Below are 22,668 nucleotides of genomic sequence, written 5' to 3'. Positions count from 1 at the left end.
TGCCCCGACCATAATTTAAAGAAGAGGGAAACCCCATGTTCGTGCACAAGACCGCACTGCTCAGTGCAATCACCACAGCGCTGCTGGCCAGTGCCGGCGTTCAGGCCGCCGAGCCGCTCAAAGCTGTCGGCGCTGGCGAAGGCCAGCTGGATATTGTGGCGTGGCCCGGCTACATCGAACGTGGCGAAAGCGACAAGGCCTATGACTGGGTCACCGGCTTCGAGAAGGAAACCGGCTGCAAGGTCAACGTAAAGACCGCCGCCACCTCCGATGAGATGGTCAGCCTGATGGCCAAGGGCGGCTACGACCTGGTCACGGCGTCCGGCGACGCCTCCCTGCGCCTGATCGTCGGCAAGCGTGTGCAGCCGATCAACACCGCGCTGATCCCGAACTGGAAGAACCTCGACCCACGCCTCAAAGATGCGCCGTGGTACGTGGTCAACAAGCAGGTCTATGGCACCCCGTACCAGTGGGGCCCGAACGTGTTGATGTACAACACCAACGTATTCAAGACCGCGCCGGACAGCTGGGGCGTGGTGTTCAACGCCGAAAACCTGCCGGATGGCAAAGCGAACAAGGGCCGCGTTCAAGCCTATGACGGCCCGATCTACATCGCCGACGCGGCGCTGTACCTCAAAACCGCCAAGCCGGAACTGGGGATCAAGAACCCCTACGAACTGACTGAAGAGCAATACAAGGCGGTACTCGATCTGTTGCGCGCCCAGCAGCCGCTGATCCACCGCTACTGGCACGACACCACCGTGCAAATGAGCGACTTCAAGAACGAAGGCGTGGTCGCGTCCGGCGCCTGGCCGTATCAGGTCAACGGCCTGGTGAACGAGAAACAGCCGATCGCCTCGACCATCCCCAAAGAAGGCGCCACCGGGTGGGCCGACACCACCATGATGCACACCGATGCCAAGCACCCCAACTGCGCCTACAAGTGGATGGACTGGTCGCTGCAACCGAAAGTCCAGGGTGACGTAGCGGCCTGGTTCGGCTCGTTGCCAGCGGTTCCGGCGGCGTGCAAGGAGAGCGAACTGCTCGGCGCCGAAGGTTGCAAGACCAACGGTTTCGACAATTTCGACAAGATCGCCTTCTGGAAAACCCCGCAGGCCGAAGGCGGCAAGTTCGTGCCGTACAGCCGCTGGACCCAGGATTACATCGCGATCATGGGCGGTCGCTGAGCCCTTTAAGATCAAGAGATCGCAGCCTGCGGCAGCTCCTACACCGACCGCAGGCACCGCAAATTCGGCGTCTTCTGCAAATCCTGTAGGAGCTGCCGAAGGCTGCGATCTTTTCAACGCCACATCGGATTCAGATTTTTAGAAAGCGCGCCTTTTCGGAGCACCGCACCATGACGCTTGCAGTCCAGTTCACCAACGTTTCCCGTCAGTTCGGCGAAGTGAAGGCCGTTGACCGGGTTTCCATCGACATCCAGGACGGCGAGTTTTTCTCCATGCTGGGCCCTTCGGGCTCGGGCAAAACCACCTGTTTGCGCCTGATCGCCGGTTTTGAACAACCGAGCGCGGGCTCGATCCGTATTCATGGCGAAGAAGCCGCCGGGCTGCCGCCGTATCAGCGTGACGTGAACACCGTGTTCCAGGATTACGCGCTGTTCCCGCACATGAACGTACGCGACAACGTCGCCTACGGTTTGAAAGTCAAAGGCGTGGCCAAGGGCGAACGCCTCAAGCGCGCCGAAGAAGCCCTCGATATGGTCGCCCTCGGCGGCTACGGCGAGCGCAAGCCGGTGCAGCTTTCCGGCGGCCAGCGCCAACGTGTGGCCCTGGCCCGAGCCCTGGTCAACCGCCCGCGGGTACTACTGCTCGACGAACCACTCGGCGCCCTGGACCTGAAGCTGCGCGAGCAAATGCAGGGCGAACTGAAGAAGCTGCAGCGCCAGCTCGGCATCACCTTCATTTTCGTCACCCACGACCAGACCGAAGCGCTGTCGATGTCCGACCGCGTCGCGGTGTTCAACAAGGGCCGCATCGAACAAGTCGATTCGCCGCGCAACCTGTACATGAAACCTTCAACCACGTTCGTCGCCGAATTCGTCGGCACCTCCAACGTGATTCGCGGCGACCTGGCCCGTGAGTTGAGCGGCAATCCACAGCCATTTTCGATTCGCCCCGAACACGTGCGTTTCGCCAATGGCCCGCTGGCCAGCCACGAGATCGAAGTCAGCGGCTTGCTGCACGACATCCAGTACCAGGGCAGCGCCACCCGCTATGAACTGAAGCTGGATAACGGCCAGACCCTGAACATCAGCCAGGCCAATAACCAATGGCTCGACACCAGCGCCCAGCACCAGACCGGGCAACGCATGACCGCGCGCTGGGCCCGTGAGGCCATGATCCCGCTGCACGACACCCTGGCGAGCGGGATGTGAGATGAACACCATGACTATCTCTCAAACGACAGCGGGCGGCTCCGCACTACGCAGGTTTTCCAACCTGCTGTATCGCCGGCCGAACCTGTACCTGTCGATGCTGCTGGTGCCGCCGCTACTGTGGTTCGGCGCGATCTACCTGGGCTCGTTGCTGACGTTGTTGTGGCAGGGTTTCTACACCTTCGACGACTTCACCATGGCGGTCACGCCGGAACTGACCCTGGCGAACTTCACCGCACTGTTCCAGCCCTCGAACTTCGACATCATCCTGCGCACCTTGAGCATGGCCATCGTCGTGTCCATCGCCAGCGCCATCGTCGCGTTCCCGATTGCCTACTACATGGCGCGCTACACCACTGGCAAAACCAAGGCGTTTTTCTACATCGCGGTGATGATGCCGATGTGGGCCAGTTACATCGTCAAGGCCTATGCCTGGACCTTGCTGCTGGCCAAGGGCGGCGTGGCACAGTGGTTCGTCCAGCACATGGGGCTGGAATCGCTGTTGCACTTCGTGCTGGGCATTCCGGGAGTGGGCGGCAGCACCTTGTCGACCTCGCACCTGGGGCGCTTCATGGTGTTCGTGTACATCTGGCTGCCGTTCATGATCCTGCCGATCCAGGCCTCGCTGGAACGCCTGCCGCCGTCGCTGCTGCAAGCGTCCGCCGACCTCGGCGCCAAGCCACGCCAGACCTTCATGCAGGTGATCCTGCCGCTGTCGGTGCCGGGGATTGCCGCCGGTTCCATCTTCACCTTTTCGCTGACCCTGGGCGATTTCATCGTGCCGCAACTGGTGGGTCCGCCGGGCTATTTCGTAGGCAGCATGGTGTATGCCCAGCAGGGCGCGATCGGCAACATGCCGATGGCCGCCGCCTTCACGCTGGTGCCGATCGTGCTGATCGCCATCTACCTGTCCATCGTTAAACGTCTGGGGGCCTTCGATGCACTCTGAGAAAGCCTCTTTAGGCCTGAAAATCGCAGCCTGGGGCGGGTTGGTGTTCCTGCACTTCCCGATCCTGATCATCTTCATGTACGCCTTCAACACCGAAGACGCGGCGTTCAGCTTTCCGCCCAAGGGCTTCACCCTGAAGTGGATCGGCGTGGCGTTCGCGCGGCCCGACGTGCTGGAAGCGATCAAGCTGTCGCTGCAAATCGCCTCGATCGCCACGCTGATCGCTCTGGTGCTGGGCACCCTGGCGTCGGCGGCGTTGTACCGCCGGGACTTCTTCGGCAAGCAAGGCATCTCGCTGATGCTGATCCTGCCGATTGCCCTGCCGGGGATCATCACCGGGATCGCGCTGCTGGCGACCTTCAAGACGCTGGGGATCGAGCCGGGGATGTTCACCATCATCGTCGGCCACGCAACCTTCTGCGTGGTGATCGTCTACAACAACGTCATTGCCCGGTTGCGCCGCACTTCTCACAGTCTGATCGAGGCGTCGATGGACCTCGGCGCCGACGGTTGGCAGACCTTTCGCTACATCATCCTGCCGAACCTCGGCTCGGCGTTGCTGGCCGGCGGCATGCTCGCGTTCGCACTGTCGTTCGACGAAATCATCGTCACCACCTTCACCGCAGGTCACGAACGGACCCTGCCGCTGTGGCTGCTCAACCAGCTCAGCCGCCCACGGGATGTGCCGGTGACCAACGTCGTGGCGATGCTGGTAATGATGGTGACCATGCTGCCGATTCTCGGCGCCTATTACCTGACCCGTGGCGGTGAAAGCGTTGCGGGGAGTGGTGGGAAGTAACAGATCACTCAATACCCATTGAAAGAACTCAATCCTGTAGGAGCGAGGCTTGCCCGCGAAGGCGGTGTATCAGCCACCATCCATGTCGAATGTGATGGCCTGTTCGCGGGCAAGCCTCGCTCCTACAGGGAACAATAACAACAGTTCTGAAGAGGACAATGCCATGCAAACCCAACTCTTGATCAACGGCCAACTGGTCAACGGCGAAGGTCCCGCGCAGCCGGTGTTCAACCCGGCGCAGGGCCGTGTGCTGGTGGAAATCAACGAAGCCAGCGAAGCCCAGGTCGATGCCGCCGTGCGTGCCGCCGATGCTGCGTTCGACAGCTGGTCCCACACCCCACCCAAAGAACGCTCGCTGCTGCTGCTCAAGCTCGCCGACGCCATCGAAACCCATGGCGAAGAACTGGCGAAGCTGGAATCGGACAACTGCGGCAAACCCTACAGCGCAGCGCTAAACGACGAGATTCCGGCGATTGCCGACGTGTTCCGTTTCTTCGCCGGCGCCAGCCGTTGCATGAGCGGTTCGGCCGGTGGCGAATACCTGCCCGGCCACACCTCGATGATCCGCCGCGACCCGGTGGGTGTGATCGCTTCCATCGCGCCGTGGAACTACCCGCTGATGATGGTCGCCTGGAAAATCGCCCCTGCCCTCGCTGCCGGCAACACCGTAGTGCTCAAGCCGTCGGAGCAAACGCCATTGACCGCTCTGCGCCTGGCGCAGCTGGCGTCGGAGATTTTCCCGGCTGGCGTACTCAACCTGGTGTTTGGCCGCGGTCCTACCGTGGGCAGCCCGCTGGTCACCCACCCGAAAGTGCGCATGGTGTCGCTGACCGGCTCGATCGCCACCGGCTCGCACATCATTTCCAGCACCGCCGACAGCGTCAAACGCATGCACATGGAACTGGGCGGCAAGGCGCCGGTGATCATCTTCGACGACGCCGACATCGACGCCGCCGTCGAAGGTATCCGCACCTTCGGTTTCTACAACGCAGGGCAAGACTGCACCGCCGCCTGCCGCATTTACGCGCAAGAAGGCATCTACGAGAAGTTCGTCGAGAAGCTCGGCGCCGCCGTGAGCAGCATCAAGTACGGCGTGCAGGATGATCCTTCGACTGAACTCGGCCCGCTGATCACCGCGCAACACCGCGACCGCGTCACAGGCTTCGTCGAACGTGCGATTGCGCAACCGCATATTCGCCTGATCACCGGCGGCAAACCCGTCGACGGCAATGGTTACTTCTTCGAACCGACAGTGCTGGCGGACGCTCAGCAGGACGACGAGATCGTGCGCCGCGAAGTGTTCGGGCCGGTGGTGTCCGTGACCAAATTCAGTGACGAGGCACAAGTGCTGGCGTGGGCCAACGATTCGGACTACGGCCTGGCGTCCTCAGTGTGGACCGCCGACGTGGGTCGCGCCCATCGTCTGTCGGCCCGTTTGCAGTACGGCTGCACCTGGGTCAACACGCACTTCATGCTGGTCAGCGAAATGCCTCACGGCGGTCAGAAGCTGTCCGGTTATGGCAAGGACATGTCGATGTATGGGTTGGAGGACTACACCGTCGTTCGCCATGTGATGTTCAAGCACTAGCCCTGTAGGAGCTGGCTTGCCAGCGATGACGGTGTATCTGACACACCGCGTTGCTCTATCGCCAGCAAGCCGGCGCCTACAAGTGATGGCGTCACCTCGGTTTCAAGGCCGAAACCGGCATTACGCACCACCAGGTTTCAAACACAACAATAACCACCGATCCTGGCGGCGTCCTCAAGACTGCGCCACGGTTTCGGACATCCGAAATCTGCCGATTTTCCGGAGAAAACACACATGAGTTCATCATCCGATCTCACTGCAGCCATTGTCGACAGCGATGCCGAGCAACTACGCAAACTGGGTTACACCTCCAACTTCAACCGCAGCATGAGCCTGTGGGAAAACTTCGCCCTGGGCTTCACCTATCTCTCGCCGGTCGTTGGGGTGTATACCCTCTTCGGCCTGTGCCTCGCCGCTGGCGGTCCACCGATGTTCTGGGCCTATCTGCTGGTCGGTTGCGGCCAGTTGCTGGTGTGCCTGATCTTCGGTGAGGTGGTTTCGCAGTTCCCGATTTCCGGTGGCGTGTACCCGTGGGCCCGTCGCCTGGTGGGCAAGCGCTGGGCGTGGATGGTTGGCTGGATCTACTCCATTGCCCTGTGCGTGACCATCGCTGCGGTCGCGGTTGGCGCCGGCCCCTATCTGGCGGCAATGCTGGGTTTTGAGCCGAGCAACAACACCAACATCGTCATCGCCCTGGTGCTGACGCTGTTCGCCACCCTGGTCAACCTCAGCGGCACCAAGGTGCTGGCGCGCATTGCCATGTTCGGCTTCCTCTGCGAACTGGTGGGCGCGGTGATCGTTGGCGTTTACCTGCTGATCTTCGAGCGTCATCAGTCGATCGGCGTGCTGTTCGACACCTTCAACATCAGTGTCAACGGTTCGTACCTGCCCGCCTTCCTCACCGCCTCGCTGGCGGGGATGTTCCTGTACTACGGCTTCGAGGCCTGCGGTGACGTGGCCGAAGAAACCCCGAACCCGAGCAAGAAAATCCCGGTGGCCATGCGCATGACCATCTACATCGGCGGTATCGCGGCCATGTTCGCCTGCCTGGCGTTGATCCTCGCCGTGCCAGACATGAATGCAGTGATCGACGGCACCGACAAGGACCCGGTGGGCACCATCCTCAACAACGCCTTCGGCCCGGTCGGTTCGAAAATGGTAATGGGCGTGGTGATGATTTCCTTCATCTCCTGCGTTATCAGCCTGCAAGCGGCAGCCAGTCGCCTGCTGTACTCCTACGCTCGGGATGAAATGGTGATCGGCAGCCGGTTGCTGAAGAAGATTTCGCCTCACACCCAGGTGCCGGTTGCCGCTCTGTTCGTGTCTGGCATCCTGCCAGCGCTGATCATCGTCCTCGGCTTCTTCCTGCAGGATGCCGTCGCCACCATCGTCAGCTTCGCTGCCATCGGCATCTACCTGGCCTTCCAGATGATCGTGCTCGGCGCGCTGTACGCACGCATGAAAGGCTGGAAACCGAGCGGCAAATTTACCCTCGGCGCCTGGGGCTGGCTGGTCAACATCGGCGCGCTGGCCTACGGCATCGGCGCCATCATCAACATGGCCTGGCCACGTACTCCGGACGCGGCGTGGTACATCAACTACGCCATGGTTCTGAGTACTGCGATCGTGATTGGTCTGGGGCTGCTGTACATGTGGATTGCCAAACCGTATGACCACGGATCGGCGCCTGCGGGGGATGCGTGGAAGGTGAGTCGCTAATAGTTCTTCGCTCGGACACCTTGCCTGCAGCGATGCAGGCAAGGTTCAGTTGCTAAAGCGTCTTATCGAGCATTTGGATAGACATAAAAAAACCGCCCCTAAAGGCGGTTTTACTTTCACAGAAAAGGGTATTAACCCTGTCACCCGGGTAGAGTTCTGCTCTCTTTGCCAGACCATGTCAGCCCACACGACTCAATTTATTACCGAGATTTATTTCAGTTCAGTTAGGAACAATCAAATTAACTGAAGGGAAATAGCTGCGATATCGCCTGGCATCTCGCGTAAGCAGTGGAAGCTTTTTCACGGCCGCATGGGCGCCAATGAAAAAATCTGCCAACACATTGTGCTTGCTACCACCCAGCTTCCGATATCGAACGAATGCTTTACCAGCCAGAAATAACGCTGGGCGTGGGACCTCCTGCATCACCACTCCGAGTTGATTCACCACTTCATCCAACGCTTCAAATGTTGAGAACGTCTGAGACAGCTCGGCATAGATAATTGGGTTGATCGCTAGTTCATGAACCCGGGATTGGGCGCGGAGCTGCTGGATAGACCATTCGGCCCAATCCGGATCGTCTTCCAGCACATCGATCAGAACATTCGTATCAACCAACACCATCAATCGTCCCCACGAAGTAAAGCCATCAGTTCATCTGTTCGCCATTTGATGTCCGCTTTGCCTCGCACCGCATCAAATCTATCCGGAGCATTCGCCTTGCCGTGTTTGACCCTGGCACTGTGCAGCACCACTTCGCCTCGTTCATTGACACTGAATTCAATGTCCGACCCCGGCGTCAGATGCAATGCATCTCGAATAGGCTTAGGAATGGTTACCTGGCCTTTGCTGGTCATAGTCGACATATTTTTCCCCACGAGTATTACTAGTCAAAACAAAGTAATACCCAGCCTAAACATCTGCAACCGCCATCTATCGAGAAGAGTTGCGCGTCATCATTTATTGAACAGATAACGGAAAAATTCACTTTAGGTACTGTTTGCCTACGCTCGATGCAAAAACAGGAAATTCCTACAGACCTTGCCTGCTTGCGAAGACTCTCATTCCTACGAGCAGCGTCCCCGGAGTAGACTTGGCGCCGCGAGCGCCTGACCGATAGGCTTTGTCCCCTTCGCTGCCAAATCAGCGATCCGGAGTCGAAGCCGGTAACTCATCAACATGGCGCATCCGCGCCCCCATATGAACTGGGGCATTTTTTTGCCTTTCAGTTTCACTCTATGGTGGGCCGTGTGGCGCGGGCCTCTCATGGCTTCCATGTTGAACGAGAATGTCCCGACTTCGAACGCCACACGGTCCGCCACCCAAATCTGTCGAAGGATTTAGTGGCGGCTCCTTTTTCAACATGGAGTCGTAACATGCTTAACCACACATCAAATCCATCTGAAACACATCCCTGCTTCACCCCCACCGCTTTCACCCGCCACAACCGCTTCCTCCATACCTTCATGCAGGACCATCAAGCCTGGTTCTGCGTCCAGGATCTGGGTCGCCTAATGGGCAAACCGCTGAATGAACGACTGATCCAAAAGCTCGATCCCGATCAGCGTCGCCATGTCTTGTTGCTCAAAGGAGGCAAAACCCTAGAGTCACTGATGGTCAGCGAGTCGGGGGCGTACGCTTTGCTGGTTCACCACTTCATTCCGGAAAACCGCAACTTGAGGCAATGGTTGAGTCACGAGGTTGTGCCGATGCTGCGAAATGCACAGACAACGGCGGTGGAAAACTTGCCGAGCCTGAGTGCCTTGAATTGGGCCGGCGTCACGGTGCCATTGCTGCATTACCAGCATCACGCGTGGATCAAATGGCGGGACATGCCTGATTTGATGCAGGTACAGCGACCGTTTCCAGTTGTGGGTACTTGCAACTGAAGAAAGAAACCCGGTCCCCTGTAGGAGCGAGCATGCTCGCGATGGATTCAAGAACGCCGCGTACATCCAGAAAGTACGCGTCATCGTTGACGACCATCGCGAGCATGCTCGCTCCTACAGAGGTTCACTCAAAACCGCGAAACACTGCGCATCGCATCCACCAGATACCGCATCGCGATCCGGTCGCTCTCCGACAGCTCCCGATAGCGCTCCACCAGTTTCATTTCCTCGCTGTTGAGACGACGTCTTCGCCGGCCACTGCTCAGGCACGGAAAGATACCCAGTATTTCGGTGATGCCTTGTACTTTCGACATGGACGATGTCCTTCTCTACGTCAAAGAAAACTTCAGAAACCGCATCGCCCTCATCCCTTTTTCGGCAGCACCTCATGGCCACTGAACCGCACCGGCCCGAAGGGCATAAACCGGTCATGAGCACAGAATAGAAATATTCCCGGCGCTGAAAAGCTGTTTTTAGAGTAATTAGTCAAAAAAAGCAGAAATGCCCTGTAAATCAGAAACCGCTGTCGGAAATGTTTCCCGACATGTCTTGTTTCACTCCCCGCCAGCGTCGTGCCATCAATCAATTTTGCCCTTCGATCGAACGGTTTATGCTATCGGGCATCTGTTTAAAGTCCGTTGCGTTTGGCCGAAGGCATGTCCGAACCGTTTTTTCAGATCCAGAGCGTGCCAGGAACGGCGCGGGATTGTTCACGACAGGTTGAATTTATGCACCGCAGGAATTTGCTCAAAGCCTCCATGGCCATTGCGGCCTACACCGGTTTGTCCGCCACCGGCCTGCTCGCCGCCCGTGCCTGGGCCGCCCCAGGGACCGCCGATGGTGAGGCCAAGGCCTTCGACTTCGAAGCACTTAAGATCCAGGCCAAGCAACTCGCCAGCAACCGTTATCAGGACACCAAGCAAGTGTTGCCGCCCACCCTGGCAACCATGACCCCGCAGAATTTCAACGCCATCCGTTACGACGCCGATCATTCGCTGTGGAAAGACAACAAGGGCCAGTTGGACGTGCAGTTTTTCCACGTCGGCATGGGCTTCAAGCAGCCGGTGCGCATGTACAGCGTCGACCCGGCGACCCGCATGGCCCGCGAGGTGCATTTCCGCCCGTCGTTGTTCAACTATGAAAACACCACGGTGGAGACCAAACAGCTCACCGGCGACCTGGGTTTTTCCGGGTTCAAACTGTTCAAGGCGCCAGAGCTGGACAAGCACGACGTGGTGTCTTTCCTCGGCGCCAGCTATTTCCGTGCGGTAGATGCCACTGGCCAATATGGCCTCTCGGCTCGCGGCCTGGCCATCGACACCTACGCGAAAAAGCGCGAAGAGTTTCCCGACTTCACCAAGTTCTGGTTCGAGACCCCAGACAAGGACAGTACTCGCTTCGTGGTCTATGCCCTGCTTGACTCCCCGAGCGCGACCGGCGCCTACCGCTTCGACATCGACTGCCAGGCCGAGCGCGTGGTGATGGAAGTCGACGCCCACGTCAACGCCCGCACCGCCATCGATCAACTGGGCATCGCACCAATGACCAGCATGTTCAGCTGCGGCACCCATGAGCGCCGGATGTGCGACACCATCCACCCGCAAATCCATGACTCGGATCGCCTGGCCATGTGGCGCGGCAACGGCGAGTGGATCTGCCGCCCGCTGAACAACCCGGCCACCCTGCAATTCAATGCCTTCGCCGACAACAATCCGAAAGGCTTCGGCCTGGTGCAGACCGACCACGAGTTCGCCAGCTATCAGGACACCGTCGACTGGTACAGCCGTCGCCCGAGCCTGTGGGTCGAACCGACCACCCAGTGGGGCGAAGGCTCGGTCGACCTGCTGGAAATCCCCACCACCGGCGAAACCATGGACAACATCGTCGCCTTCTGGACCCCGAAAAAACCAGTGGCCGCCGGCGACTCGCTGAACTACGGCTACAAGCTCTACTGGAGCGCCTTGCCACCCGTCGGCACGCCTTTGGCTCGGGTACATGCCACTCGTTCCGGGATGGGCGGTTTCACCGAGGGCTGGGCGCCGGGCGAACACTACCCGCCAGTCTGGGCACGCCGATTTGCCGTGGACTTCACCGGAGGAGGCCTGGATCGCCTGCCGCAGGGCACCGGAATCGAACCGGTGGTCACCTGCTCCAATGGCGAGGTGAAGGACTTCAGCGTGCTGGTGCTCGATGACATCAAGGGCTACCGGATCCTGTTCGACTGGTACCCGACCAATGACAGCGTGGACCCGGTCGAGCTGCGACTTTTCATCCGCACCAATGAACGCACGCTGAGTGAAACCTGGTTGTACCAGTACTTCCCGCCGGCACCGGACAAGCGCAAATACACCTGATTCGCGGTTGCGCCCCGCTGCCATTCGGTTTTCCGAACGCGACCTATCGGTCGGTTCGGTAAACCGGATTTTTTCGCGTTAAAAACTCCGCCACAAATATTTATTTGCCTTATAAATCAATAAGTTGATCCGTTCATCCTGGCCTGGCACGGGTCATGCTCTACACTTCTTCGACGAATGCCTGTTGCGCCAACACTTCAGGAGCCGTCAGGCATTCGAAGCACAAAAGGGCCGATGAACTGGCTCCATAAAAAAAACAATGTCGAGGAAAATTTGATGCGCATCGTTCCCCATATCCTGGGCGCAGCCATTGCTGCCGCTCTGATCAGCACACCAGTTTTCGCAGCCGAACTCACCGGCACCCTTAAGAAGATCAAAGAGTCCGGCGTTATCACCCTGGGCCACCGTGACGCTTCCATTCCTTTCTCCTACATCGCGGATGCGTCCGGCAAACCGATGGGCTACTCCCACGACCTGCAACTGAAAGTCGTCGAGGCCCTGAAAAAGGACCTGGACCTGCCAAACCTTCAGGTCAAGTACAACCTGGTGACCTCGCAGACCCGTATCCCACTGGTGCAGAACGGCACTGTGGACCTGGAATGTGGTTCCACCACCAACAACGTCGAACGTCAGCAACAGGTTGACTTCTCCGTCGGTATCTTCGAAGTCGGCACCCGCCTGCTGGCCAAGAAAGACTCCGCCTACAAGGATTTCGACGACCTCAAAGGCAAGAACGTCGTGACCACCGCAGGCACCACGTCCGAGCGCATCCTCAAGGCGATGAACGCCGACAAGCAGATGGGCATGAACGTCATCTCCGCCAAAGACCACGGCGAATCCTTCCAGATGCTGGAGAGCGGCCGTGCAGTAGCGTTCATGATGGACGACGTATTGCTCGCTGGCGAAATGGCCAAGGCCAAGAAGCCGTCCGACTGGGCCGTGACCGGCACTCCACAGTCCTACGAAATCTACGGCTGCATGGTTCGCAAGGGCGATGAGGCATTCAAGAAGGTCGTGGATGACGCCATCAAGGCCACCTACGCATCGGGCGAGATCAACAAGATCTACGACAAATGGTTCCAGCAGCCTGTCCCGCCTAAAGGCGTAAACCTGCAATTCCCGATGAGCAACGAGCTCAAGGCCCTGATCGCCACGCCGACCGATAAAGCGGCTGACGACAAGAAATCCTGATTTCTGACTAACCTTATCTCCTGAGAGGGCCACCGCCCTCTTGGGAGGTTGTCATTCCCTGCTGGCATTTTTTGGAAACACTCGAACCGGTGGCTGTCGAGCCGGTGGCGTGTGCCCGATCACCAGATCGGGCGGGAACGGAGCTTCCCCCAAGCGGGTACATCGATTGATCTCAAGGGGAGACCCTAATGAATTACAACTGGGACTGGGGCGTGTTCTTCAAGTCCACCGGCGTGGGCAGCGAGACGTATCTCGACTGGTACATCTCGGGACTTGGCTGGACCATTGCCATCGCCGTCGCGGCCTGGATCATCGCCCTGACACTGGGCTCGATCCTGGGCGTCATGCGTACCGTGCCGAACCGCCTCGTATCGGGCATCGCCACCTGCTACGTCGAACTCTTTCGTAACGTGCCGCTGCTGGTTCAGCTGTTCATCTGGTACTTCCTGGTGCCCGACCTGCTGCCCGAGAACCTGCAAGAGTGGTTCAAGCAGGACCTGCACCCGACCACCTCGGCCTTCATCAGCGTCGTCGTGTGCCTGGGCCTGTTCACCACCGCCCGGGTTTGCGAACAAGTGCGCACCGGTATCCAGGCGCTGCCCAAAGGCCAGGAATCCGCTGCCCGCGCCATGGGCTTCAAGCTGCCGCAGATCTACTGGAACGTGCTGCTGCCCCAGGCCTACCGGATCATCATTCCGCCGCTCACCTCGGAATTCCTCAACGTCTTCAAGAACTCGTCCGTGGCCTCGCTGATCGGCCTGATGGAGCTGCTTGCGCAGACCAAACAGACCGCCGAGTTCTCGGCCAACCTGTTCGAAGCGTTCACCCTGGCCACGCTGATCTACTTCACCCTGAACATGAGCCTGATGTTGCTGATGCGCATGGTCGAGAAGAAGGTCGCGGTACCGGGCCTGATTTCCGTAGGGGGTAAATGATGGAATTCGATTTCTCGGGCATCGTCCCGTCCCTGCCGGGTCTTTGGAACGGCATGGTCATGACCCTCAAGTTGATGGCTATGGGTGTGGTCGGTGGGATCATCCTCGGCACCATCCTGGCACTGTGCCGTCTGTCCCACAACAAACTGCTGTCGAACCTGGCCGGCGCCTACGTTAACTACTTCCGTTCGATTCCACTGCTGCTGGTCATCACCTGGTTCTACCTGGCGGTACCGTTCGTGCTGCGCTGGATCACCGGCGAAGACACCCCGATCGGTGCGTTCACCTCGTGCATCGTGGCATTCATGATGTTCGAAGCGGCGTACTTCTGCGAAATCGTCCGGGCTGGCGTGCAGTCGATTCCCAAGGGGCAAATGGGCGCGGCAAAGGCGCTGGGCATGACCTACGGCCAGATGATGCGCCTGATCATCCTGCCCCAAGCGTTCCGCAAGATGACGCCACTGCTGCTGCAACAGAGCATCATCCTGTTCCAGGACACTTCGCTGGTGTACGCCGTCGGTCTGGTGGACTTCCTCAACGCTTCGCGCGCCAGTGGCGACATCATTGGCCGCTCCAATGAGTTCCTGATCTTCGCAGGTCTCGTGTACTTCATCATCAGCTTTGCCGCCTCGCAGCTGGTCAAGCGTCTGCAAAAAAGGTTCGCCGTATGATCTCTATCAAAAACATCAACAAGTGGTATGGGGACTTCCAGGTGCTGACTGATTGCAGCACCGAGGTCAAAAAAGGTGAAGTGATCGTGGTGTGCGGACCGTCCGGCTCCGGCAAATCGACCCTGATCAAGTGCGTCAACGCTCTGGAACCGTTCCAGAAAGGCGACATCGTGGTCGATGGCACGTCCATCGCCGACCCGAAGACCGACCTGCCGAAACTGCGTTCCCGCGTGGGCATGGTGTTCCAGCATTTCGAACTGTTCCCGCACCTGTCCATCACCGAAAACCTGACCATCGCGCAGATCAAGGTACTGGGTCGCAGCAAGGCAGAAGCCACCAAGAAAGGCCTGCAACTGCTCGAGCGCGTCGGTCTCTCGGCCCACGCCCACAAGCACCCTGGCCAACTGTCCGGCGGCCAGCAGCAGCGCGTGGCGATTGCCCGCGCGCTCGCAATGGACCCGATCGTCATGCTGTTCGACGAACCGACCTCGGCGCTGGACCCGGAGATGGTCAACGAAGTGCTCGACGTGATGGTGCAGCTGGCCCACGAAGGCATGACCATGATGTGCGTGACCCACGAAATGGGCTTCGCCCGTAAAGTGGCCGACCGCGTGATCTTCATGGACGCCGGCAAGATCATCGAAGACTGCAAGAAAGAGGAGTTCTTCGGCGACATCAACGCCCGGGCCGAGCGTACACAGCACTTCCTCAACAAGATACTGCAGCACTAAGAAAGACACCGCTCCCCTCGTAGGAGCCGGCTTGCTGGCGATCCAGACAACGCGGTCTGCCTGTCAGATCGCTTCGCCAGCAAGCCGGCTCCTACAGGAAGCACTGCAAGACTTGAGATTTGTGTTGTGGTTGACCCAAGGCATCTGTGATGAAATGCGACCCCAATTCCTATCGCGACACATCGCCATCACTCGCCGTGAAACCCCGTCTGATTCGCCATCTATTCCTGCCGCCGCTGATCATCGCGTTGATGATCGGATTGGGTTACATCGGCTTCTGGGTCAGTGAACACTACGGTATCCGCAGCCTGAGCGAGAGCGGCCAGCGCCAGCTGGAACTGCACGCCCGCGCCGTCGAGAGCGAAATCAGCAAGTACACCTACCTGCCCAGCCTGCTGGAACTGGAAACCAGTGTTTCACAGCTGCTGGCCGACCCGACACCGGAGCACCGGAAAACGGTCAACGATTACCTTGAAGGCCTGAACCGGCGCAGCCGCAGTCGGGCCATTTACGTGATGGACACCACCGGTCGCGTCATGGCCACCAGCAACTGGCGCGATGTCGACAGTTACCTGGGCGAGGACCTGTCCTTCCGCGCCTATTTCCAGAACGCCGTGCGCGGCCAACCGGGGCGGTTCTATGGCATCGGCAGTACCAACGGCGAACCCGGTTACTACTTGGCCCATGGCCTGGAGGAACACGGCAAGATCATCGGCGTCGCGGTGGTCAAGGTCCGCCTCGAAGCCATGGAGGAGCGCTGGCAGCGGGCGCGCCTGGAGGCCTTCGTCAGCGACGAAAACGGCATCATCATTCTGTCCAGCGACCCTTCGCGACGCCTGAAATCCGTGGTGCCACTGAGTGAGCAGACCAAGGAAAAACTGGCCCGCAGCCTGCAGTATTACTGGTTCCCACTCAACGAATTGCAACCGCTGGCCCGAGAGACCCTGTCCGAAGGCGTGGAAAAACTGACCTTTCCAGCCAACAGTGAACTGGTCTCCGACGAAGAAAACATCAGTTATCTGTCGCAGACCCGTCCCTTGAGCGACACACCGTGGAATTTCACCCTGCTGACGCCGCTGCAGGATCTGCGCCGCGAAGCGATCAATCAGGGGATTCTGGTGGCGGTAGCCTTTGGCCTCGTGGCGTTCCTGCTGATTGCCTGGAACGAGCGACGCAAGGTGATCGCCACCCGCCTCGCCGCCCGGGAAGCCTTGCAGGAAGCCAACAATCAACTGGAGCGTCGGATTACCGAACGCACCGTCGATCTGCGCGCCAGCAACGAACGGCTCAAGGGTCAGATCCGCGAAAGGCGTCACGCCGAAGAGACCTTGCGCCGTGCTCAGGATGAACTGGTACAGGCCGGGAAACTCGCGGCCATCGGCCAGATGTCCACCAGCATCGCCCACGAACTGAACCAGCCGCTGGCCGCGCTACGCACCTTGTCCGGCAACACGGTGCGCTTCCTGGAGCGCGGTCAACTGGACGTGGCCAGCACCAATCTCAAGACCATCAACGAATTGATCGACCGAATGGGCCGGATTACCGCCAGCCTGCGTTCATTCGCCCGACGCGGTGACGACAAGGGCCAGGCCTGCCTTGGCAAGGCCGTGGACGCCGCCTTGCAGTTACTCGGTGCCCGCGTGGAAAACGCCCGGTTGCAACTGCATCGCGACTTCGAGGCGGTGCAGGTGCAGATCGACCAGACCCGCCTGGAGCAGATTCTGGTCAACCTCATCGGCAATGCCCTCGATGCCATGCAGGCGCAGCCACAGCCGGCATTATGGCTCGAAGGCGACACCGCCGATGGCAAGTACCGGCTGCGCGTTCGGGACAACGGCCATGGCATCGACGCCGAAGCGCGCAAGCACCTGTTCGAACCGTTCTTCACCACCAAACCCGGTGAACAGGGCCTGGGTCTGGGCCTGACCCTCTCCGCGAGCCTGGCCGCCGCCACCGGTGGTCACCTGGGTGTCGAGCACCCGGTCAGCGGTGGCACCGCGTTCGTCCTCAGTTTACCGTTGGTAAGCCCCACTCCCGCCGAGCCCGTATGAACAACGACCTTAGTGTATTGATCGTCGAAGACGACCCCCATGTGCTGCTCGGCTGCCAGCAGGCGCTGTCCCTGGAAGACATTCCCTGTGTGGGGGTGGGCAGTGCCGAAGAGGCCCTGGAGCGTGTTGGCGACAACTTTGCCGGCATCGTCATCAGCGACATTCGCCTGCCGGGCATCGATGGCCTGGAGCTGCTGACCCGGCTCAAGGCCCGCGACCGCAGCCTGCCGGTGGTGCTGATCACCGGTCACGGCGACATTTCCATGGCCGTTGGCGCGATGCAGAAAGGCGCCTATGACTTCATGGAGAAACCCTTCTCGCCGGAACGCCTGGTGGACGTTGCCCGCCGAGCCCTGGAACAACGCAGCCTGGCGCGGGAAGTCGTGTCGCTGCGCCGGCAACTGGCGGAACGGGACTCCCTCGAAGGCCGGATCATCGGCCGCTCGCCGGCCATGCAGCACTTGCGCGAACTGATCGCAAACGTCGCGGACACTTCGGCCAACGTGTTGATCGAAGGCGAAACCGGCACCGGCAAGGAACTGGTCGCGCGGTGCCTGCATGACTTCAGTCGCCGGCACACGCGGCCATTCGTGGCGCTCAACTGCGGCGGCCTGCCGGAGAACCTGTTCGAGAGCGAAATCTTCGGCCATGAAGCCAATGCCTTCACCGGCGCCGGCAAACGGCGCATCGGCAAGATCGAACACGCCGACGGTGGCACACTGTTCCTCGATGAAGTGGAAAGCATGCCCCTGCCCTTGCAGATCAAACTGCTGCGAGTGTTGCAGGAACGCACCCTCGAGCGCCTGGGGTCCAACCAGAGCGTGGCGGTGGATTGCCGGGTGATCGCCGCGACCAAGTCCGACCTCGACGAGTCGAGCAAGGCCGGCGAATTCCGTAGCGACCTGTACTACCGCCTCAACGTGGTCACCCTGGAGCTGCCGCCGCTGCGCGAACGCCGCGAGGACATCCTGCAACTGTTCGAATATTTCCTGCAGCAGTCGTCCCTGCGCTTCGACCGCACCGCGCCGGAACTGGACAACCAGACCCTGTCGCACTTGATGAGCCACGACTGGCCGGGCAACGTTCGCGAGCTGCGCAACGTCGCCGAACGTTTTGCCCTCGGTCTTCCGGCGTTCAAAAAACCTGGCGCGGGCGGTAATACCCAAGGCCTGGCCTTCGCCGAGGCGGTGGAAGCCTTCGAACGCAATCTGCTCAACGATGCCCTGCAACGCAGCGGCGGCAACCTGACCCAAGCCAGCCAGGAACTGGGCATGGCCAAGACCACCCTATTCGACAAAGTGAAGAAGTACGGGCTTAACCACTGATGGACCTGATTCTCAAGGCAACCCTGGGCGCGGCGGTGGTGGTGATCCTCGCCGCCCTGGCCAAGACCAAAAATTATTACATCGCAGGGCTAGTACCACTGTTTCCCACCTTTGCGCTGATCGCCCATTACATCGTCGGCAAAGGCCGTTCGATTGACGACCTGAAGACCACCATCGTGTTTGGCATGTGGTCGATCATTCCGTATTTCGTCTACCTGGCGACCTTGTATGTGATGGTCGACCGGATGCGGCTGGAAGCTTCACTCGCCGTGGCGGCGGTGGCCTGGTTGATGGCGGCGACGTGCTGGTTTCGATCTGGGTCCGCATTCACGCCTGATACCCTGTAGGAGCTGCCGAAGGCTGCGATCTTTTGATCTTGATTTTTAAAAACACAATCAAAAGATCGCAGCCTTCGGCAGCTCCTACAGAGTCAGTGCGCGTAAACCTGCTGCAACTGCACCTGGGTCATCGCATCCTCAAACGGCACCGGCACCGACTTCACCGCGCCAAAGAGGTTGCGATAGCGCCAGTAGCTACCGTTGTTGGCCAACTGATAACCGCGTTCGACTACCCGCTGGCCATCCAGCACATAACGCAAGGTTTCCTGGGCGGCCGCAGGCGCGGGGGGCTGCATCAGGTCGGTGGCCAATACCTGCATGGATTCGTCGATGCATTCATCGAGCGCAGCGGTGACTTTCGCCAGGTCAAGACTGCCATCGTCGATGCACTGCTTACCGCATTGGCGAATCGGCTGGCTGGCCACCTCGATGCGCATGCGGTATAGCGGCGAACCGGCAATGTCCTGCACCTGCACTCGATTGACCAGGATAAAACTGCCACGATCGGCGGTCAGCATCAGTTTGGGCTCGATCATCAGGCGAGCCGTCACCTGCCCCTCGCCCTGCTTGAACCCGGCCCCTTTCGACGCATCCTGAAAACGCTGTTGCAGACGCTCCTGCAACGGCACCCCGGCGAGCAGATCAGCCATCGGTCGCGAGTCCTTGAGCGCGGCTTTTTCCGCATCGCGTTGCAAGCTGCCACTGCCCATCTGCGTATTGACCAGGCTGGCCACCATGATCCCGGCCAGCCCGGCGCTTTGCCCCGAACTGGATACCAGGTTGTAACTCGATGAAGCGGCTTTGAGGGCCCCCTCGGAATCGATCACGGTGCTGGCACCGACAAACACTTGTGGTAGCTGCACATCGACTTTGAGCCCGTGTTTCTGAACATAGCTCAAAGCCGTCTGGTCCTTGAAACCGGCCTCGGGAGCCGGTTTCTGTGCGCAGCCAGCCAGCGTCAGCAGTAGCACAGCTGTCGCTACGGCTCGACGTTTCATTGCGCGAACGGGGTGATCATTTGCTGGCGGCTGTTATCCACGGCCTGGTAGAAGGCATTGGACAGGTTGCTGTAGGTCGGCTCGTCCCACTCGCCCTGAGCGGCCTGGGTCACGACAAATGGCTTGAACCACAGCAATTTATTGTCCGCCAGATCCACCACCATGCCCTGACCGCCCACCTGAGCCATCGGTGCACTGGTCGGCACGATGCTGTAGTAGCTGCGGGTCGCGCCGGTACCGGTGACATACACCAGCAGCAGGCGATCGACGCCATACTTGGCCTTGATCGGGGTCAGGTCCTTGGTGGTGTAGCCTTCGCGGAACTTGATTTCTTTATACGTCGCGAGGTCGACCTTTTCGTCGATGCGCTTGGCTTTGTAGCCCTTGGCCTGCAACTTGGCGACAATCACCTCCGGCAAGGTCTCGAAATCCCGCACCTGCCAGGTTTTGACGTTGTCACTGAGCTTGCTGTTGACGCCCGAGTTGATGGCGTAATCGAGAATGCCCTGATTGCCGGTCAGTGCCAGCACCGGTGGCGGTACGACGGTGATGGCCACGCCAATGGTCGGCTCCTTGGCATCCCAGAATTGATGGTCCAGCGGCACAGGAGGTTGAACGTTGGCGCAGCCGGTGAGTGTGAGGCAGGCAAGCAGAGTCAGCACCGCCCAGGTGCGTAAAGCGCGGAAAGTCATGGATCAAGTCCCTATGATTGAAAAACATCACTGCCTTCATCGGCAGCAACGACCCCAACAATAGTGGCACATTGATATCTTTTTGACGACAGCAAACTGTCACCTGATCGTTCCCCCCTTCGCTTCGCTCATGATTTGGCGAATCGCTGCGACAAAAGCCTCTACCGGTTGCCCACCCGTAACGGCGTATTGGCCGTTGAAAACCACGGTCGGCACCGAACTGACGCCGCGTGACAGCCACAGCTGTTCTTCCTGACGAACTTCTGTGGCGAACTCATCCGACGCCAGTATCGCTTCGGCTCGTAGTCGATCCAGCCCGACGCCTTGCGCGATCTGCGCCAGTTGAGCAGGGTCGGAGGGGTTGCCGCTGTCAGTGAAGTACGCCTTGAACAAGGCTTCCTTGAGCGGCAGCTGCCGCCCTTCCAATTCCGCCCAATGCAACAAGCGGTGGGCATCGAAGGTGTTGTAGATGCGGCTGTTGTCATCGGTACGAAATGCAAAACCGAGCTCGGCGCCACGGGCACGGATCATCTCGCGATTTTTTTGCGACTGCTCCGGCGTCGAGCCGTATTTCTCGGTGATGTGCTCGGTGATGTTCTGTCCTTCGGGTCCCATTTTCGGATTCAACTCGAAGGGCTGGAAATGGATCTCGGCACGCACTTCATCACGCAGAATGTCCAGGGCCCGGGTCAGGCCGTACAAACCGACGACGCACCAGGGGCAAGACACATCGCTGACGAAATCGATTTTCAATGGAGCACTCATTGCGCACCTCGCTGGCTGTATCGCATGGGAAAGTTCGACGATACACCCGCCTACATCGATTTTGTGTAGGAGCTGCCGCAGGCTGCGATCTTTTGATCTTGGTCCTGCAAATCAAAAGATCGCAGCCTTCGGCAGCTCCTACAGAGGGCGCGGTGGTTACAGGAGGTTTGGTTCAGTTACAGGGTCGATCTGCGCCCAGTGCGAGGTGTCTTCACGATGAGCCCGTAAGTACGGCAACACCGCTGCCAGCAACGGCGCCTTGAACGCTTCCTGAAAACGATGGGCCAAGCCCGGAATCAGCTTCAACTGACTGCCACGCAAATGCGCCGCCAGATGAACGCCGTGCATCACCGGTAGCAGCGGATCGGCCGTGCCATGGACTACCAGTGCCGGCACCCGCAATTGATTGAGCAGCGCCACACGGCTCGGCTCGGCGAGGATCGCCATGATCTGGCGCTTCACGCCTTCTGGATTGAACGCGCGGTCATAGGACAGCGCCGCCTGATGCAGCAATGCCTGTCGATCATCGATGACTGTCGGGCTGCCCAGTGCAGCCAGCAGATCGGCTTGCTGCTCCAACGCCACTTCACGACTGGGCGCGCCACGGCGGGAGAGCAATTGCACCAGCGCCGCACTCGGTGCTGGCAAGCCTTCGGCGCCTGAGCTTGTCATGATCAGGGTCAGGCTCTCGACCCGCTGTGGCGCCATGGCCGCCATGTGCTGCGCGATCATCCCGCCCATGCTTGCGCCCAACACGTGGAACTGCTCAATGTGCAAAGCGTCCATCAAACCCAGGCCATCGTCCGCCATATCAGTCAGCGAGTACGGCGCCGACACTGGCAATCCCAGCTTGTAGCGCAACACTTCAAACGCCAGGTTGGCCTCGGCAGGTGCCTGCCGCCAGGTCGACAAACCGACATCGCGATTGTCATAGCGAATCACCCGGAACCCTTGCTGACACAACGCGACGACCACCTCGTCAGGCCAGTGAATCAACTGTCCGCCCAAGCCCATCACCAGCAGCAACGCCGGGTCCGAGGCACGGCCAATGCTCTGGTACGCCAGGCTCACCTGCGCCAGATCGACGTGTTCGGTCGGAACATTCACATCGCAACGGGACGCTGCCATCGAGGGCAGGCTGAACAATGAGGCCAGAAAAATGGCCGCCGATAAAAACAAAGCACGCATGAAAAAACACCAAAACGCAGAACCCCAGTAGAGCGCGAGTCTGATGATGTTTGTTCAAGCGCGCTGCCACAGTTCCATGACAGTTTGATGAA

General features: G+C 59.5%; 21 protein-coding genes and 1 pseudogene. 15 read left to right on the top strand and 7 right to left on the bottom strand.

Annotation, left to right across the window (positions count from 1 at the left end):
- Positions 1–35: 35 nt before the first annotated feature.
- From ydcS to ABTV22_RS05440, 6 genes are all read left to right on the top strand, one after another.
- Positions 36–1,187: a putative ABC transporter substrate-binding protein YdcS gene (gene ydcS, locus ABTV22_RS05465; protein ID WP_433738915.1), complete on the top strand. Its 1,152-nt coding sequence runs from the start codon at positions 36–38 to the stop codon at positions 1,185–1,187.
- Positions 1,188–1,357: 170 nt separating this feature from the next.
- A complete protein-coding gene (locus ABTV22_RS05460) occupies positions 1,358–2,395 on the top strand; it encodes an ABC transporter ATP-binding protein (protein ID WP_433738914.1) in 1,038 nt (345 codons plus the stop codon).
- A 1-nt stretch (position 2,396) separates the two neighbouring features.
- Positions 2,397–3,344: an ABC transporter permease gene (locus ABTV22_RS05455; protein WP_433738913.1), complete on the top strand. Its 948-nt coding sequence runs from the start codon at positions 2,397–2,399 to the stop codon at positions 3,342–3,344.
- Entirely contained in the window at positions 3,334–4,143 is an 810-nt protein-coding gene (locus ABTV22_RS05450) for an ABC transporter permease (RefSeq protein WP_110966596.1), read from the top strand. The genes ABTV22_RS05455 and ABTV22_RS05450 overlap by 11 nt, the downstream gene beginning before the upstream one ends.
- 163 nt (positions 4,144–4,306) lie before the next feature.
- Positions 4,307–5,731: a gamma-aminobutyraldehyde dehydrogenase gene (locus ABTV22_RS05445; protein WP_433738912.1), complete on the top strand. Its 1,425-nt coding sequence runs from the start codon at positions 4,307–4,309 to the stop codon at positions 5,729–5,731.
- A gap of 234 nt (positions 5,732–5,965) precedes the next feature.
- Entirely contained in the window at positions 5,966–7,450 is a 1,485-nt protein-coding gene (locus tag ABTV22_RS05440; protein ID WP_433738911.1) for an APC family permease, read from the top strand.
- 220 nt (positions 7,451–7,670) lie between these two features.
- Here ABTV22_RS05440 and ABTV22_RS05435 read toward each other — a convergent pair whose 3' ends face one another.
- Complete coding sequence (locus tag ABTV22_RS05435) at positions 7,671–8,072, bottom strand: type II toxin-antitoxin system VapC family toxin (protein WP_433738910.1); 402 nt, start codon at positions 8,070–8,072, stop codon at positions 7,671–7,673.
- Entirely contained in the window at positions 8,072–8,314 is a 243-nt protein-coding gene (locus ABTV22_RS05430) for an AbrB/MazE/SpoVT family DNA-binding domain-containing protein (RefSeq protein ID WP_433738909.1), read from the bottom strand. The genes ABTV22_RS05435 and ABTV22_RS05430 overlap by 1 nt, the downstream gene beginning before the upstream one ends.
- A 510-nt stretch (positions 8,315–8,824) precedes the next feature.
- Between ABTV22_RS05430 and ABTV22_RS05425 the strand changes: the two genes are divergently transcribed.
- The gene (locus ABTV22_RS05425; protein WP_433738908.1) at positions 8,825–9,337 is read left to right on the top strand and encodes a BRO-N domain-containing protein; all 513 of its coding nucleotides are present in this window, start codon (positions 8,825–8,827) and stop codon (positions 9,335–9,337) included.
- 128 nt (positions 9,338–9,465) lie between these two features.
- Here the strand turns inward: ABTV22_RS05425 and ABTV22_RS05420 are convergent, their stop codons facing one another.
- Positions 9,466–9,651: a hypothetical protein gene (locus ABTV22_RS05420; RefSeq protein WP_433738907.1), complete on the bottom strand. Its 186-nt coding sequence runs from the start codon at positions 9,649–9,651 to the stop codon at positions 9,466–9,468.
- A 414-nt stretch (positions 9,652–10,065) separates the two neighbouring features.
- On the opposite strand from ABTV22_RS05420, the gene ABTV22_RS05415 reads away from it, so the two are divergent.
- From ABTV22_RS05415 to ABTV22_RS05380, 8 genes and pseudogenes are all read left to right on the top strand, one after another.
- A complete protein-coding gene (locus tag ABTV22_RS05415; protein WP_433738906.1) occupies positions 10,066–11,691 on the top strand; it encodes a glucan biosynthesis protein D in 1,626 nt (541 codons plus the stop codon).
- Between the two features lie 276 nt (positions 11,692–11,967).
- Entirely contained in the window at positions 11,968–12,882 is a 915-nt protein-coding gene (locus tag ABTV22_RS05410) for a glutamate/aspartate ABC transporter substrate-binding protein (protein WP_433738905.1), read from the top strand.
- A 188-nt stretch (positions 12,883–13,070) separates the two neighbouring features.
- The gene (locus ABTV22_RS05405) at positions 13,071–13,817 is read left to right on the top strand and encodes an amino acid ABC transporter permease (protein WP_433738904.1); all 747 of its coding nucleotides are present in this window, start codon (positions 13,071–13,073) and stop codon (positions 13,815–13,817) included.
- On the top strand, positions 13,817–14,488 hold the full coding sequence (locus ABTV22_RS05400; protein WP_433741306.1) for an amino acid ABC transporter permease: 672 nt from the start codon (positions 13,817–13,819) through the stop codon (positions 14,486–14,488). The genes ABTV22_RS05405 and ABTV22_RS05400 overlap by 1 nt, the downstream gene beginning before the upstream one ends.
- The gene (locus ABTV22_RS05395) at positions 14,485–15,219 is read left to right on the top strand and encodes an amino acid ABC transporter ATP-binding protein (protein WP_433738903.1); all 735 of its coding nucleotides are present in this window, start codon (positions 14,485–14,487) and stop codon (positions 15,217–15,219) included. Before ABTV22_RS05400 ends, ABTV22_RS05395 begins: the two co-directional genes overlap by 4 nt.
- Positions 15,220–15,368: 149 nt before the next feature.
- Entirely contained in the window at positions 15,369–17,270 is a 1,902-nt protein-coding gene (locus ABTV22_RS05390) for a sensor histidine kinase (RefSeq protein WP_433738902.1), read from the top strand.
- Positions 17,271–17,314: 44 nt separating this feature from the next.
- Entirely contained in the window at positions 17,315–18,595 is a 1,281-nt protein-coding gene (locus ABTV22_RS05385; RefSeq protein WP_433741304.1) for a sigma-54-dependent transcriptional regulator, read from the top strand.
- An 8-nt stretch (positions 18,596–18,603) separates the two neighbouring features.
- A pseudogene (locus ABTV22_RS05380) lies at positions 18,604–18,932 on the top strand (GlpM family protein).
- A 93-nt stretch (positions 18,933–19,025) separates the two neighbouring features.
- Here the strand turns inward: ABTV22_RS05380 and ABTV22_RS05375 are convergent.
- The 4 genes from ABTV22_RS05375 to ABTV22_RS05360 all read right to left on the bottom strand — a co-directional run bounded on the left by ABTV22_RS05375 (position 19,026) and on the right by ABTV22_RS05360 (position 22,576).
- Positions 19,026–19,931: a hypothetical protein gene (locus ABTV22_RS05375; RefSeq protein WP_433738901.1), complete on the bottom strand. Its 906-nt coding sequence runs from the start codon at positions 19,929–19,931 to the stop codon at positions 19,026–19,028.
- Positions 19,928–20,623 carry a hypothetical protein gene (locus ABTV22_RS05370; RefSeq protein WP_433738900.1) on the bottom strand — a complete coding sequence of 232 codons (696 nt, stop codon included), beginning with the start codon at positions 20,621–20,623 and terminating at the stop codon, positions 19,928–19,930. Before ABTV22_RS05370 ends, ABTV22_RS05375 begins: the two co-directional genes overlap by 4 nt.
- Positions 20,624–20,722: 99 nt before the next feature.
- Positions 20,723–21,388 (bottom strand): DsbA family oxidoreductase, encoded by a 666-nt coding sequence (locus ABTV22_RS05365; protein ID WP_433738899.1) that lies wholly within the window; start codon positions 21,386–21,388, stop codon positions 20,723–20,725.
- A 156-nt stretch (positions 21,389–21,544) separates the two neighbouring features.
- A complete protein-coding gene (locus ABTV22_RS05360; RefSeq protein ID WP_433738898.1) occupies positions 21,545–22,576 on the bottom strand; it encodes an alpha/beta fold hydrolase in 1,032 nt (343 codons plus the stop codon).
- Positions 22,577–22,668 lie beyond the last annotated feature (92 nt).

The sequence above is a fragment of the Pseudomonas putida genome, from assembly GCF_050990305.1.
Taxonomy (GTDB): Bacteria; Pseudomonadota; Gammaproteobacteria; order Pseudomonadales; family Pseudomonadaceae; genus Aquipseudomonas; species Aquipseudomonas putida_AH.
This window is presented reverse-complemented; position numbering and strand designations above follow the sequence as displayed.